The following is a 13,763-nucleotide window of genomic DNA, read 5'->3' on the forward strand; positions in this document are numbered from 1 at the left end:
CTTCAAAGTTGGAGTAAAGAGCGGCTACGACCCTGGATAACGATTTCCCCTAAAGGACAACGATTTCTAAGTATCAAAAATACTGATACTAAGAATTCTGTTAGTAAGCTTCAGTGGGAGAAAAAACCCCCTCTGAAGCAAAGAACTTTGTTTATATGATGGAGGAACGAAATGAATAATGATTTTAAAGCATATATTGAAAATATGAAGGAGCCTTGGTCAGTACTATTTTATAGATTAATTTGGGAGCAACTACCTAAAATAACTGACTCCAAAATCCTTGACTTTGGAAGTGGACTAGGAATTACAGCAAACCATTTAGCAAAAGACAATGAGGTTATAGCAATAGAACCCAATGTAGATATGATAGATATGAGAATATGTGATAATGATTATAATCAAATTATTGGAAATATAGATCAATTAAGAAAACAAGAAGATAATTCTTTTGATGTTATAGTATGTCACAATGTTTTTGAATATGCAGAGGAGAGAAAAGAAATATTTAGAGAATTTTACCGTGTTCTTAAACCAAATGGGGTACTGTCTATAGTAAAGCATAATCACTTAGGAAGAATTATGCAGAAGGCTGTTTTTGAAAACAATATAGATGAAGCAATAGCTCTACTTGAGGGAGAAGCAGCTAAGGCAATGAATTTTGGACAAGTAAATTATTATGATATTAATGATGTTATAGAGTGGATAGATGATTTAGACATTAATATTGAAAGGGTTCTTGGAATTAGAATATTTTCAGGGTTACACTCCAATAATGAAGTTAAATATGACCCAACTTGGCAAGAAAAAATGTTTAACCTTGAGATGAAGGTCTGTGATATAGAGGATTATACAAATATAGCTTTTTATAATCACATTTTATTAAGAAAATTAAGTTGAATGGGTTTCTACGACTGTTGATAGACAGGGTAATCTAATTATGGAATTATTATGAGAGGAGCGTGTGGCTTTATGCGTATTGAAAGAAACGCTAAAATTGATGTAAATGAATTAAATAATCTATTAAAAACTATCAGATGGGGATTAAGTTCATCTAAAAAATTAGAGGAATCCCTAGGGTTATCTTGGGGATGGATTACTGTAAGAGATGATTCAAATAGGCTTATAGGATTTGTACAGATACTTTCTGATGGTATCAAACATGCTTATATATTAAGATTGCTTGTACATAAAGACTATCAAGGTAAAGGAATTGGTACAAGTATAATGGAAAATTTAATGCAATTTCTTGAGGAAAATAACTTAAGTCCTATTTTGTTAACAAAGCCTTCCGAAGAATCATTTTATTCTAAATTTGGATTATCAAGAAGTAACAAGGGGTTTATTTCTTTATTTAAATGGTAATATTGTTCATTTAGTATGTATTAAAAGAGGAAAATGATTCCTCTTTTAATTATTTTCATACAGCATATAAAAGTATATTTGATAATAGCATGTAATTTCTTAAATAAAAGGTTATTATTAGAAGTAACTCCAAAATATCATATTATTAATTTAGAAGAAAATAGACTGGTTTACTTTTACACTATATTTATAACCTTCTAATTAAAATACCTTTCATACATGATGAATCATTATGAGTATGATAAATTATTTTCTTCTCTTCTTCAGTGCATCCAATTAATATTTTGATTTCTGAATCCTTTTTTGTTAAATCAATGGTACACATTATGGCATCTATTCTTTGATTTTTATCTGTTCCTTTCCAGACATCAATTCCACCGCCATCCATTGAGGAGGTATCCTTAAGATAGGCGTAATCTACTTTATAGATAAAATCTGGATATCTTGGATGTGGTGTCCCCTTTGGTCTATCAATAATAATTTCAGATTGCTGTATAAGCTTATCTAATGCATTCCAAAATTCTGTATTATGTTCCATGAATTATTCCTCCACAATAAATACTAAAGTTTTCAAGTAAATAATATTACATATAATCATAGTATAGGGCTCAAAGAATAATTAAAAGTTCTTACTTAATATAGATTGAATCATATTTCTTTTATCTTGATAATATTCCTTGCTCTCTTGAGACATTTTATTATAACTTCTTTCAAGTTTACTTTTAACAAACTCTACTCCATCATCAATATTCAGCTTTCTTTGAACAAATGCCAAATAGAATAGTGATGGTAATGTATCGTAATGAGAAATGGCATCAGCATCAGCAACACATATTTCTTCTTTAGTTGTTTTTTCTCTTAGTACACTTCCACGGTGATTCAATATGCACAATTTAACTAACTCAATTTTATCTGCTGGATAATCATATGATTTTAGAATCTTCTCTGCCATATCTGCACCATGAATATGATGATTTTCATATAGCTTATAATCAGTAATGGAAGCTATATCATGGAGCCATCCTGCAATCTCACATACTTCAACATCTGCATGATATAGTTTAGCTAGTTTAACAGCATTTTTCGCTACACTTTCAATATGTTCATAACTTCCAGCACCAAAAAAATTATTTGGACTTTCACATCTTCTTTTTATATCCTCTTTTATATTCTCAATCATATCCATTTCCATTTTCCCATTACTTATTAAGTCTATATCTATATTGGCCCCCAAAAGTTTTTTTATTTTTTCCACCATAAGCTACCTCCTTACAAATACACAGAACATTTGTTCTTAATAATTTTATCATATATAACTTTTTATGTAAACAAAGGATTTATTTTGTACAATATATGTCTTTATAACCAGGGTGTATCCGAGGTTATAGGGCTTATTAAAGAATTATCCAATCAAATCTTAATAGGTGCTTTGAAGAAATGTGAATATATACTGACACTACTATGTAAAATAGAAGTAAAAAAATTATATATTGTATGATATACTTAATTAAGTAATCTATATATCGACAGTTAAAGCTACTTCTTAAAATTATAGGAGTGCATAAAAGTTGAAATGTATAGATAAATAACTAACTATAGATGGGGGAAAGACTTATGAAAAAGAGAATTTTAGCATTATTGATTGTAACAACAATGGCAATCACTATGGTAGGATGTGGTTCAAAGAATTCAGACGATGGTGCTAAGGCAGAAAAGAAAACAGAAAGTAACGGGGGAGAGATTTCTTCAGAAAAAAATCTATTTGATGTTGAAGTAACATTGCCTGCAGCATTTTTTGAAGGCTCTGATATGTCCACTGTAGAGACAGGGGCAAAAGCAAAAGGTGTCCATGAAGTTAAAGTTAATGATGATGGTTCTGTAACATACATTATGGATAAGAAAACCCATAAAGCGTTATTGGATAGCATGAAGGAAGCGGTTGATTTAAGTATTAAAGATACTTTAGCTAATAAAGAAAGTTATCCTTCTTTTACAGAGATAACATATAATGATGACTTGACACAATTTGATATTAAGGTTGATAAAGCATCTTATGGAGGACTTCAATCTTTTGTAGCAGTAGGGTTTTATATGTCTGGAAATATGTATCAATCTATGAATGGACAATCTTCTGATACAGTAAAAACTATAGTAAACTTTAAAGATAAAGATACTGGAGAAGTCATTGAAAGTGGCGATTCTTCAACATTAGGTAAAGAATAAATAATAAAAATTAAAATATTTAAAATAGTAGTTATCCATTTATGTATGGAACTACTATTTTTATTTGAAAGAAAAGATAAGAAAATTACCAGAGGAGACTATAGATGTAATAGCTACAGATATATTTGATTTAGAAGATATTAAAGATATAGAGAAATATTTTTAATGGGTTAATTTAAATTTAATAGATTAATAGTGCATGTACTAATTTTTTTTAATTATTTGTATGTCTGCATTATAAGATAGCTTTTCTTTTAAAATATCAATAACCTTATCATAATCATCATTTTTAAAATTAAATGTCTGTTCCATAAAGCTGCCAAATAAATTAACTTTTGTATCTTTTGAACTAAGGATTATAACTCTTTCAATTTTATCCCATGCTATAAGCTCTTGACCACGGGACATACTTATAAATCCTTGTGGGACAATTCCTTTTTTAAGCCACATACATATAAACATAAAAATACCTAATACACCAGTTATATAATGTATAGGGGAGTTAGCGTATAAATATGTAATTGATGAAATAACAATAATACTAAATAATATAGTAATAATTTCTGGGAGGCTTTTCCTTGTTGGAACTATTAAGCTTTTTATATGCTTTAATTCTTTTAACGTAATAGAAATAAATAATAGTAAGATAGCGATGTTTATAATAGTCATTATGATACTCCTCCTAATTTCTAAGTAATTTGTATTTATCAATATGAAATAATTATATACCAATTTATACATAAATTACATTTAAGTTTATGATATTTTACTATTCACTGCTAAAGAACAAATTTTTATAACTTGTTCCATAATTTTGCCTATTATAAACTAATCTATAAAGTATAAAAATCAAAAATCAAATAGTATAGTAATTCACCAGGTGTTATAATATGTATAAAATGGATTGATTTTGATTGAGGCTATATTATATGGAGGATAAAATGATTTCTTATAAATAAGGATTAGAATACATAATTGGAGGATAAGTCCATGATTAAGATTAGAGAATTAACGGAATCGGATATGAAACAAGCCATAGAGTTAAAAATTTTGTGCTGGACAGAGGAATTAGCTGGTAAGGCTGAAAATACTTTATCAATCTCAGAAGAATTGGACTTTTGGATAGAGTGGATGAATACAGCTAAAGAAAATAATGATATTCGTCTGTTAATTGGTGCATTTGAGGATGGCAAGATGCTAGGAGTTGCATTTGCCAGTTTTGCTGAGACTTTTGATATACAAGAAAAGGGGATAGAGCTGAACGGTCTTTGGGTATATCCTAACCAGCGAGGCAGGGGAATTTCACTTATGATGATTACTTATATATTAGATTTCTATTTGACAAAGGGAATAGAGAAAATTGTTATCTATAATCATCATTATGCACCATCTAATAACTTTTATCGTAAGTTTGCTATGCAGGTTGATAGACAAGAGTATCAAATGGGTGAGAAGCTTTTAGTAGATATTTTCGTAGCAGATATGTTATCAATGAAAAGAAATATGGAGAAGTCACTAAAGAAATATGTATAAGATAAAATGGGCAAGGAATACGTAAAATAATACTAATTGAATATAATTTCCAACTTATTAAGTAAATTTAAGGAGGACTTTTATGGATTTAATGAATTATTTCGATTTTCAAGAGCTATTAAAAGGTTCACTTGGTAAATATTACGAGGGTAGATGGGCTTATTTTAGTGAAGTTATAAATATTATCAAGGAAAATGAAGACATAAAAAAGGTATTAGAATTAGGACCATCCTTTCAAACTATTGTAAAAAATTGTGATGTTATGATTAAGCCGGAGAGTGATGTATGGGGGAGACCAGAGAAGTATGTTGCTAAAGAGTATGAGCATGATGCCACAATAATTCCATGGCCAGTAAATGAGAAAGAATATGATTTATTTATTGTGCTACAAGTGTGGGAACACTTAGAATGAAAACAAAAGGAGGCATTTAAAGAAGTAATGAGAACTTCTAGGATGGCAATACTTAGCTTCCCATATATGTGGGATTGCCCGAAAGATAATGCAAATTACCCAGAACATCATATGATCGACGAAAAGATTATATCAGAATGGACTTTAAATGTGGAACCTATTAAGGTTATAAAAATACCAAGAACTGGTGAGAGAGTATCAAAAGGTCCAAGAATAATTTATTTTTGGAAATTCTAATCAAGGCATAGGTAGGTTAAAATTTCAATAAAGTATAAACAAAGGGAAGGCAAATCGAAGTGACTTCCCTTAAAATCATTCCTTTTCTAGATATGAAATCTTATAAGAAATAAACATTAAATATAATAGTATTTATTAAAAATTATTACTATAAATTATGCTTTCCATTATATCTTTAGAGTGTATAACTTCCTCATCTGTATCCACGACTTCAAATATAATTTTTCCATCATATCCCTTTAAATAATTTTGAAAAATTAGTTCAAAATCCAGGTCGCCTTGTCCTATTGGAAGATGCTCATGCTCTACACTAAAACGTTTATCAGCTATATGTAAACACTTAGGAAATTTCACTTTAAGAATTTCTTGCAAATGATCATAATCATCTATATGGGCAATATCAAGAAGTAACTCAACGTCTTGATTTCTATCAAATATTATTTTTAAGTCATCAGGTGTATAGTTAATTTTATCAATCACACTATTATTCTCAATGTATAACTTTATGTTATTCTTTTTAAGTAGTTGATTTGTTTTATAAATATTCTCTGCAAGTATATATATAGTTTCTGAATTTACGGGAACGGACTTACATACAGGATGTATAATAACTTCCTTATGATTTAAATATTTTAATATGCGAATTAATTCATCATTATATTTATCATAATCATCAATATCATAAACTGCATGGATTATTACTGGAAATTGTGATTTTAGAACTTGTTCTTCTTTTGGAGCTAATAATTTATCAAGTACTAATTCACCTTTTGCAAACCAAATTTGCATAAACTCAAATTTATTTGACTTTGAAAATTCTACTTCATTTTTATAATCATTGAACCACCTTATGCTTCTCCCATATTCTATCATTAATATACACCATCCTTTCTAAAAACTTATTTATCATATATTAAGTTTACATAGAAGAGGCTCATTATTCATATGTAACAATATGGTCAACAGTATCACTAATACATAATAGCTTTTCTGCAAAGAAGCTTGGATAGGCCACATAATCTTTTAATTTTTCAATAGGTAACCAATGCATATATTCCCGAACACCTTGTGTATAGCTATTACTCTTCAGATTTTGGCTGCCTCTAGGCTTCATTAAAAAATAAAAGGCTACTTCATGGCACTTTAAACCATATAAGGTTCCTGTTCCATCAAAAAAGTTTTCATGAATAAAGACTAATCTTTCAACCTCATATTCTACGCCTGTTTCTTCTAAAACCTCACGTTTTACCGCATCCTCAGCCTTTTCTCCTAGATGAACACCACCACCTATAGAGTAGTAATAATCATCTATTTCATTCTTTGCAAAAAGTACATGTCCATTTTCTATAATAATTGCTCCTGCTCGATATCTAAACCATCCATTTTCGTTTACAAATCCACAATCCATTTTAAACCCCCAATTATAAAAATAATTTTTATTTGAAAATAAATTACACCTACATAGCTTGTCTTATTTTTTATAATATAAATACCATTGGTGTAAATAAAATTTCTTGAAAAGTTTGTTGCTTATCCAAATCTTTAAATCCCATTGTATGATAAAAGGGTACAGCCTAAATATTTCATAGTTTGCTATCTTCAATAATTTTATAAATAATCTTTACTTGGCTATTTAAAATAAGTATACACCATTTCATATATTAATTGTATCAATATTCCAATATGGTGTTATTCGATTTTTAAGGGGCAAGTTTTCATAACTTATTACATAATTTCACAAGTTAGTCACTAAACTCCTTTAGCAAAGTATCCCATTTCATATAAATAGAAACCAACTCTAATACTATGAAGCAGAAATGGCTTACTATTATGCCCTGTGCTATTTAGTGAAACTGCTAGAAATTCTATTATTCAATATTCAAATTCTGTGGATCAAAACTTTGCGGAGATTATGGCGGATAGGTTTAATTGTCCAACTATAAATTGTACAAGACCATATTCTTACTATAATATGTATAAAACAGTAATTGCAGTAGGTGAAGCAAAGGGTAAAAGTGGTTACACTAATGTGGTTATCCAAGGAGAGCATAGAAAAGATACACTAAATAAGTGTATTGCATATTGTGAAAGTCTAGGTAGATAACATTTAAAGGGTGGTGAGATTAATTCTTGCTACTCTCTTTTTTATGAATTAAACAAGAATAAAGATTTTAATTATAATATTTACAAATAATGTGTAGAGCACATGATTTGATGAGTTTTACAAATTATGATATACTAATAGTTACGATATAATATTAGAAAGGTTAAAATGGTAGGAACAGCAAATAATTTTAGTAAGTATAAGGAATTTATAGGTAAGCTTAATAATCGAGAAGTAAGATTATGGTACAATAAGCATGATGAGAATATTATTAATGAAATAGATAAATCATTATCCATAAAAGAACAGGCTATGCAAGCACATTCTTTAAGGAATAAGTATAGAGACCAAGCTAGAAAATTAATGGCAGATAGGAAGTTAGCGGAAGAATTAAATACTAATAACTCCAATTTACCGTTTGAGTATTATGAAAACAAATACTTGAATGAAGGATATAATGATAATGAACTATACAAAAAAATAATAATTATGTCAACAAAAACAAATAGAATAGTTAATCAATCATTAGGAATAATCTAATGATTAAACATATGATTTTATTTAGAATAACATCTTAAATAATTCATATTAAATTATAAGAGCTAGTAGGGAGCAATCCTCACTAGCCTTATTTTTGTATAAAATAAAGTGAATGGTTAATTAATATCATATATATCTAAACTATCTCTTTATTTTCATTCTAACTTACTTATATGGATAAAATAAATAAATAAGTGCAATTCCAATTAGAGTAACAGGTAACCCAATAAATAATAAAGGTCTTGTTAATCCATTCCAAGCCTTTTTATTAGTAAAAGCACGCCACTCATAAACTATTCCAGATAATCCTATTAAGAAGGCTCCTATAAAAAATATAAAAATTGAAATCATAAATAAAAGCTGATTATTCATTTTAACCCCCCCTTTTGTTAAATCATTAATTTAGTTATAAATATGTCATATCGTTAAAATAATATATAGAGAAAAATCTTTTTAATATTGTTTTCTTTTATAATATCAAATAGTTATAATAATAAATATTGATATTCATTGCAGTAATCTTTCATTTTTGTAACCTAAATTATGAGTTTAAAAAAACTAAAATGGATATAATTAAATGTCCAAAATTTCATGAAGATCTTAAATATGGTACTAGTTATGAAGATATCAGCAAATTTAAAAGCAAATACAATATTATTGATATAAGGTATACGCATTATTTAGATACAACATGGAGTTCTAATTATTGGTAATACCAACTAATACTGTATAACAATTATAAAGCTAGTAGGGAGTGAAATCCCTACTAGCCTTTTTTCTTTTGTAGCACATATTCGGAGAATAAATCTAATTAAATTATAGACATTTAATGTAGGTTATATACTAAGGATAATATATACTTTTTATTTGTAATCATATTTTATGATACAGTTTTATCCTTTATAATGCATAATATACCATACATTAAAGTTAATAATTTACTCTAAGTATAATATTTATCAAATATGTAAACGAAATTGTATAATATATGTTATAATGATATAAATTTACAAAACAGGAGGTTGTATCATGAAAAAAATTTTAAATGGCAGAAAAGTTAAAGCTTTATTATTAATGTTAGTATTAACAGTTACAATGTCGTTGGCACCTATTACCAGTGCTTATGCAGCAACAACTCCAATTTTTAGCGTAACGCAAGTTGGTGAAGCTGTCAATTTAAGTACAGATAATAGTTACCAAATGTGGAAGGCAAGTAACTATCAATCTAACACATACCATCCAACTATAAATTTAAAAACGAAAGATGTAGCTGTTACATTTAAATGGACAGGTGTATTTGGAAACACATATGTTTCTGTTGATGGCGTAAACTTGGGAACTACAGATTCAGTTGATACAAATGCAAAGGTATATTTCTTAGATTACCAAACTTCTGGAAGCTCAATTATAAAAACAATTGTTATAAAAGATCTCACACCAGGAAAGCATGAAATAACAATTAGAGGAGTTGCAACAACCGGAGTTGTAAAAACTGATTATGCAACAGTAAATTTAACTTACTAATCATCACCCATAGGAAATAGGTAGAGAGTAATTTTACTTTCTACCTTTTTTATTTTGCCAGTATAGGTAATAATGATAACACCATAAAGAATGCAAATATACCAAGTATAGAGCCTAAGGGTAATACTGCTTTTGTTATAGATTTCATTATTTCCATATCATCACCTCGTGTTGTAAATATCAACAAGTTATCAATTTAATATACAATTAAAGATATAATACAGATTTATGGGGGTTATTCAATGAAGAAGATATTAAGTTTATTATTATGCGGAGTAATGATATTAGGATTAGTTGGTTACGGATCAAGTACTACACCAAAACAAGATGAACACCACTTTATATAATAATTGTATTAATATTCCAATATGGTATTATTCAATTTTTAATGAGCAAGTTTTTATAACTTATTTCATAATTTCACAGGTTAGTCACTAAGCTCATTTATCAAACTATCATGTTTTCTATTTAAATCATTCCATATTTCTTCGTCTTGAATCATTTCTTTTGATATATTTATAAAACTCTTCATTTTAAATAAAAGCCAATCTCTTGTTTTTCTATCAGTTACTAAATTAATATAGTTGCTATTGTCCATAATATCTGCGGCTTTTACGATTAATGCTTCTTTTCCACAATTCAAGCATATATTAAACATGTCCTGAAACTGCTCAGTTTTATCATTAATTGATGTATTAAAAGATGCTGCAGATACGATTTTAGCTACATTAGATCCAAATTTATCACATAAATCATTTATTGGAGTGTCAGTATCCTCTAAGATATCATGTAATAAACCTGCTAAAAAAATATCCTTGCTATATCCCATTTCATATAAATAGAAACCAACTCTAATACTATGAAGAAGAACTGGCTTACTATTATGTCCTGTGCTATTTAATGAAACTGCTAGAAATTCTATGGCACTATTCATCAAACCTTCTAATTGAGTATTTATTTTATTCATAATCTATCTTTAATGAGAGTATGTATTGTAAGTACCAACTCCTCACCAAAGCTCACTTCCTTTCTATATCTTGTGTGCATTCCTATACACCCGATGATTTTTATTATTTTACATATAGATTACATATAATTTATGTAGTCTATGATTTATTGTTTTGTGCATAGGATTTAATAATTACACCTTATTCAATATTTATTTAGATTAGCTTATTTTGCAAAAGCCCCATCAAAATTTATTAGTTGATTTATCATATACTTAAATTGCAAAGTAAAAATACCGCATAGCCATTTCTGGATAATACGGTTTCTTAAGAAATTATTCGATTTTGTTTTTACTATACTTAATTAAAAAGGTTGTGTAATGATTAAAGCACTTTCTTAAAGACGAAACTTATGGTTTCACTTTCCTTTAAGATAAAAACTCCTAGACATATAAATATTATTGGAATGAAGATATGCTTATATTTTTCAATATTTTTCTGTATCAAAGAGCGTTCTGAAAGTTTTAAAGCAATAAAACACCAGAGTGCGATTAGAAACATAAATATTATTACTGTTACTATAATACCCATCAAATTCATGCTTGTAAAAAGAGGTACATAAATTCCAATATTATCAGCGCCATTAGCGAGTGTCAAACTAAATACCTTTATAACACTTGGATTAATAAAGTTCCTAGCAAAATTAAGCGTGTGTTTTTCTTGTATATAAGTTGTTTCTTCAACTTCGATACTCCTAATATTTGCGTTATTTTGAAGTTCCTGATTACTCACATCTTTATTATCCTTATCTTCTTTTTTATAGTCAAAATATGCCTTTACTCCTAAATAGATAGGTACCAATCCAAGAAATCCAACATACTCACTTGGAGCTACAGATACACCTAAAGCTCCTATAATGCTTATTGTAGTTAAAAGTCCAATGCCTAGATATTGTCCAATAACAATATGTTTTATTTTCACATCACTATTTATTTGTGAGAAAAATAGTGTGAGTATAAATATATCATCAATATTGGTACTAGCAAATGAAACAAAGGCTGTTATTATTGTACTAATCAATAAAGTCACCTCTTACATAAAATACTAATTTTCAAAGAAAAATAAATCTCCTAAAGTTCCATCATCATATTCAGAATTAGGGTAGGATTCTATAAGTCGATAGTTGCCTTTGGTATATTCAGATATAACGTTATTCCAAAAGTGTACTGAAGCAATGTTTTTAGGATGCCTTTTTAACTGCCATTTACCATGAAACATATCAAATATTCTTATTGCAGCAAGCTTTCCAACACCACAACGTCTATATTTGTACATAACAAAGAATTCAGCTAAAGAATAATCTGTTTCTTCAGCTGCTTCAGGATAATTATTTACCATAATGAATCCAGCCAACTTTCCATCAACTTCAATAAAATATGCCCATCGTTTTTCCTCAGTCCAATAACAATCAAGATAATCGTAACCATAGAGTCCGAGCTTATTCACATCTCTATTATCCCATTGAGAAAACTCATAATCATATTTTTCTAATAAGTTTTTAAGAATTTCTTTATCTTCTACATTAACGCGCTTTAACTCAATGTCCAACATCATCACCTCATAATTATAGATACTTTTTACTTTAACTTTTAAAATAATTATACACCATTTTATATATTAATTGTATGAATGTTACAGTTATATGGAAAGTATACTGATTCAATAAATACATTAGGAGTAGCAGGAGATTTTGTAATTGGATTTTTTAATATAGATCTACCAGCAGACATTAGAGATTTAAGTCATGATTTTAAGTATTGGCAATGGTCATGGGGACATGCTGCTGAAACAACATTATATGCTATAGGAATTGTTCCGGTGATAGGGGTAATAAAATACGGAGATGAAGTTGGGGGAATAGTCAAGGATGCAGAAAAAGGAGCAGAGGCTATAAAGCTTAAAGGTGGAATTAAGGGAGCGGCTGAAGCTATTGGAGACCTTAGCAGTAAGGCTTTAAAGCATCTAATGAATGACCATATGGTTAGTAGGTATGCAAAACAAGTTGTTGAAGGGTCTCTAAGCAAAAAATCCTTTTTTAATCCAAGCTGGACTGAAGAACAGGTTACAAATGCTTTAAATAGTGCTTATAAAGATGCTGTAATAGATGGATATCATACTTATAAAATATATGGAGAAGAAATTAATATATTTATGGGGGAAGGAAAATTTTCAACTGGATTTGGAAATCATAAATTTACTTATAATGAAATTATAAACTTCGGAAAGTAGGTGATACAATGTTTGATATTAATTTTAGGATTGTAGATGAGTTAGAATATTTAAGTAATATTAATACACATCAGTTTGATGCTGATGGAGCTGACGTTGAGGGTTTCTTTGCTCTTAACTTTGATGGAAACATTGAGGGATATTATCATGATAATAAGTTAAATGAATTTGAAGTAGGCCATGAATTGATAACACTTTGGTTTGATTTATTAATGGAAGTAATATTGATATTAGAAGAAAAATCAAAATATGTTGCTTTAAAAGAAATAGAGTGTGTTGACAGCTGGCTTGAATTTATTCGAAATGACGATGTTTTAACAGTAAGTTTTGCTAAGTATTGGGAAGAAAGCAATGGTGCTTTTCTTATTACAGTTAAAAAAGAGGAGTTTAAATATCCGACTTGGAAAGAAACAATCATTTCATTTAGCGAGTTTAAGTATAAAGTAAAAATGAAAGCCAATCAATATCTAAGCGAAGTTGGGAGAATTAACCCAGGACTACTTAATACAAAAATAATGTCTAAATTATATAGAAAAGTACAGCTTATTTAAATTGAACTCACTGCAAATTTAATAAATGAAACATCTGAAGG

20 protein-coding genes and 1 pseudogene are annotated in these 13,763 nt (G+C 28.5%); 11 read left to right on the forward strand and 10 right to left on the reverse strand.

All coding sequences use genetic code 11. The features are described 5' to 3' along the window. Positions 1 to 171 precede the first annotated feature (171 nt). Positions 172 to 897 (forward strand): class I SAM-dependent methyltransferase, encoded by a 726-nt coding sequence (locus B3W71_RS05165; RefSeq protein WP_346887874.1) that lies wholly within the window; start codon positions 172 to 174, stop codon positions 895 to 897. A 72-nt stretch (positions 898 to 969) separates the two neighbouring features. Next, complete coding sequence (locus B3W71_RS05170; RefSeq protein ID WP_346887875.1) at positions 970 to 1,362, forward strand: GNAT family N-acetyltransferase; 393 nt, start codon at positions 970 to 972, stop codon at positions 1,360 to 1,362. A 187-nt stretch (positions 1,363 to 1,549) separates the two neighbouring features. On the opposite strand, the gene B3W71_RS05175 is transcribed toward B3W71_RS05170, so the two are convergent. Both B3W71_RS05175 and B3W71_RS05180 read right to left on the reverse strand, forming a co-directional pair. Beyond that, on the reverse strand, positions 1,550 to 1,900 hold the full coding sequence (locus tag B3W71_RS05175; protein WP_346887876.1) for an inorganic pyrophosphatase: 351 nt from the start codon (positions 1,898 to 1,900) through the stop codon (positions 1,550 to 1,552). 81 nt (positions 1,901 to 1,981) lie between these two features. Next, complete coding sequence (locus B3W71_RS05180) at positions 1,982 to 2,620, reverse strand: HD domain-containing protein (RefSeq protein ID WP_346887877.1); 639 nt, start codon at positions 2,618 to 2,620, stop codon at positions 1,982 to 1,984. Positions 2,621 to 2,976: 356 nt separating this feature from the next. On the opposite strand from B3W71_RS05180, the gene B3W71_RS05185 reads away from it, so the two are divergent. After that, positions 2,977 to 3,585 (forward strand): hypothetical protein, encoded by a 609-nt coding sequence (locus B3W71_RS05185; protein ID WP_346887878.1) that lies wholly within the window; start codon positions 2,977 to 2,979, stop codon positions 3,583 to 3,585. A gap of 204 nt (positions 3,586 to 3,789) precedes the next feature. Here the strand turns inward: B3W71_RS05185 and B3W71_RS05190 are convergent, their stop codons facing one another. Further along, complete coding sequence (locus tag B3W71_RS05190; protein ID WP_346887879.1) at positions 3,790 to 4,254, reverse strand: hypothetical protein; 465 nt, start codon at positions 4,252 to 4,254, stop codon at positions 3,790 to 3,792. A gap of 321 nt (positions 4,255 to 4,575) precedes the next feature. Between B3W71_RS05190 and B3W71_RS05195 the strand changes: the two genes are divergently transcribed. The 3 genes from B3W71_RS05195 to B3W71_RS05205 all read left to right on the forward strand — a co-directional run bounded on the left by B3W71_RS05195 (position 4,576) and on the right by B3W71_RS05205 (position 5,767). Further along, on the forward strand, positions 4,576 to 5,118 hold the full coding sequence (locus B3W71_RS05195) for a GNAT family N-acetyltransferase (RefSeq protein WP_346887880.1): 543 nt from the start codon (positions 4,576 to 4,578) through the stop codon (positions 5,116 to 5,118). 82 nt (positions 5,119 to 5,200) lie between these two features. Further along, positions 5,201 to 5,530, forward strand: coding sequence for a hypothetical protein (locus B3W71_RS05200; RefSeq protein WP_346887881.1), 330 nt, complete (start codon positions 5,201 to 5,203; stop codon positions 5,528 to 5,530). Positions 5,531 to 5,557: 27 nt separating this feature from the next. Next, a complete protein-coding gene (locus B3W71_RS05205) occupies positions 5,558 to 5,767 on the forward strand; it encodes a hypothetical protein (RefSeq protein ID WP_346887882.1) in 210 nt (69 codons plus the stop codon). 135 nt (positions 5,768 to 5,902) lie between these two features. Here B3W71_RS05205 and B3W71_RS05210 read toward each other — a convergent pair whose 3' ends face one another. From B3W71_RS05210 to B3W71_RS19250, 3 genes and pseudogenes are all read right to left on the reverse strand, one after another. Further along, a complete protein-coding gene (locus B3W71_RS05210; RefSeq protein ID WP_346887883.1) occupies positions 5,903 to 6,640 on the reverse strand; it encodes a sugar phosphate isomerase/epimerase family protein in 738 nt (245 codons plus the stop codon). Positions 6,641 to 6,704: 64 nt separating this feature from the next. After that, complete coding sequence (locus B3W71_RS05215; protein WP_346887884.1) at positions 6,705 to 7,175, reverse strand: NUDIX hydrolase; 471 nt, start codon at positions 7,173 to 7,175, stop codon at positions 6,705 to 6,707. A gap of 70 nt (positions 7,176 to 7,245) precedes the next feature. Continuing rightward, positions 7,246 to 7,329: pseudogene (locus tag B3W71_RS19250) on the reverse strand (hypothetical protein); the annotation flags it as partial. A gap of 350 nt (positions 7,330 to 7,679) precedes the next feature. On the opposite strand from B3W71_RS19250, the gene B3W71_RS05220 reads away from it, so the two are divergent. Both B3W71_RS05220 and B3W71_RS05225 read left to right on the forward strand, forming a co-directional pair. Next, the gene (locus B3W71_RS05220; protein WP_346887885.1) at positions 7,680 to 7,871 is read left to right on the forward strand and encodes a hypothetical protein; all 192 of its coding nucleotides are present in this window, start codon (positions 7,680 to 7,682) and stop codon (positions 7,869 to 7,871) included. 168 nt (positions 7,872 to 8,039) lie between these two features. After that, positions 8,040 to 8,411, forward strand: coding sequence for a hypothetical protein (locus B3W71_RS05225; protein ID WP_346887886.1), 372 nt, complete (start codon positions 8,040 to 8,042; stop codon positions 8,409 to 8,411). 165 nt (positions 8,412 to 8,576) lie between these two features. On the opposite strand, the gene B3W71_RS05230 is transcribed toward B3W71_RS05225, so the two are convergent. Then, positions 8,577 to 8,783, reverse strand: coding sequence for a hypothetical protein (locus B3W71_RS05230; protein WP_346887887.1), 207 nt, complete (start codon positions 8,781 to 8,783; stop codon positions 8,577 to 8,579). A 657-nt stretch (positions 8,784 to 9,440) separates the two neighbouring features. Between B3W71_RS05230 and B3W71_RS05235 the strand changes: the two genes are divergently transcribed. Then, positions 9,441 to 9,935, forward strand: coding sequence for a hypothetical protein (locus tag B3W71_RS05235; RefSeq protein ID WP_346887888.1), 495 nt, complete (start codon positions 9,441 to 9,443; stop codon positions 9,933 to 9,935). 427 nt (positions 9,936 to 10,362) lie between these two features. Here B3W71_RS05235 and B3W71_RS05240 read toward each other — a convergent pair whose 3' ends face one another. The 3 genes from B3W71_RS05240 to B3W71_RS05250 form a co-directional block, all read right to left on the reverse strand. Then, positions 10,363 to 10,869, reverse strand: coding sequence for an HD domain-containing protein (locus tag B3W71_RS05240; RefSeq protein WP_346887889.1), 507 nt, complete (start codon positions 10,867 to 10,869; stop codon positions 10,363 to 10,365). A gap of 397 nt (positions 10,870 to 11,266) precedes the next feature. Beyond that, positions 11,267 to 11,962 carry a cadmium resistance transporter gene (locus B3W71_RS05245; RefSeq protein WP_346887890.1) on the reverse strand — a complete coding sequence of 232 codons (696 nt, stop codon included), beginning with the start codon at positions 11,960 to 11,962 and terminating at the stop codon, positions 11,267 to 11,269. A 24-nt stretch (positions 11,963 to 11,986) separates the two neighbouring features. Next, positions 11,987 to 12,493: a GNAT family N-acetyltransferase gene (locus tag B3W71_RS05250; protein ID WP_346887891.1), complete on the reverse strand. Its 507-nt coding sequence runs from the start codon at positions 12,491 to 12,493 to the stop codon at positions 11,987 to 11,989. Between the two features lie 78 nt (positions 12,494 to 12,571). On the opposite strand from B3W71_RS05250, the gene B3W71_RS05255 reads away from it, so the two are divergent. Both B3W71_RS05255 and B3W71_RS05260 read left to right on the forward strand, forming a co-directional pair. Next, positions 12,572 to 13,171 (forward strand): hypothetical protein, encoded by a 600-nt coding sequence (locus B3W71_RS05255; RefSeq protein WP_346887892.1) that lies wholly within the window; start codon positions 12,572 to 12,574, stop codon positions 13,169 to 13,171. A gap of 8 nt (positions 13,172 to 13,179) precedes the next feature. Beyond that, positions 13,180 to 13,722, forward strand: a complete 543-nt coding sequence (locus tag B3W71_RS05260) for a hypothetical protein (RefSeq protein WP_346887893.1) — start codon at positions 13,180 to 13,182, stop codon at positions 13,720 to 13,722. Positions 13,723 to 13,763 lie beyond the last annotated feature (41 nt).

Origin of the sequence: Clostridium sp. UBA1056 (assembly GCA_002316385.1) — a bacterium.
Lineage (GTDB): Bacteria > Bacillota > Clostridia > Clostridiales > Clostridiaceae > Clostridium_J.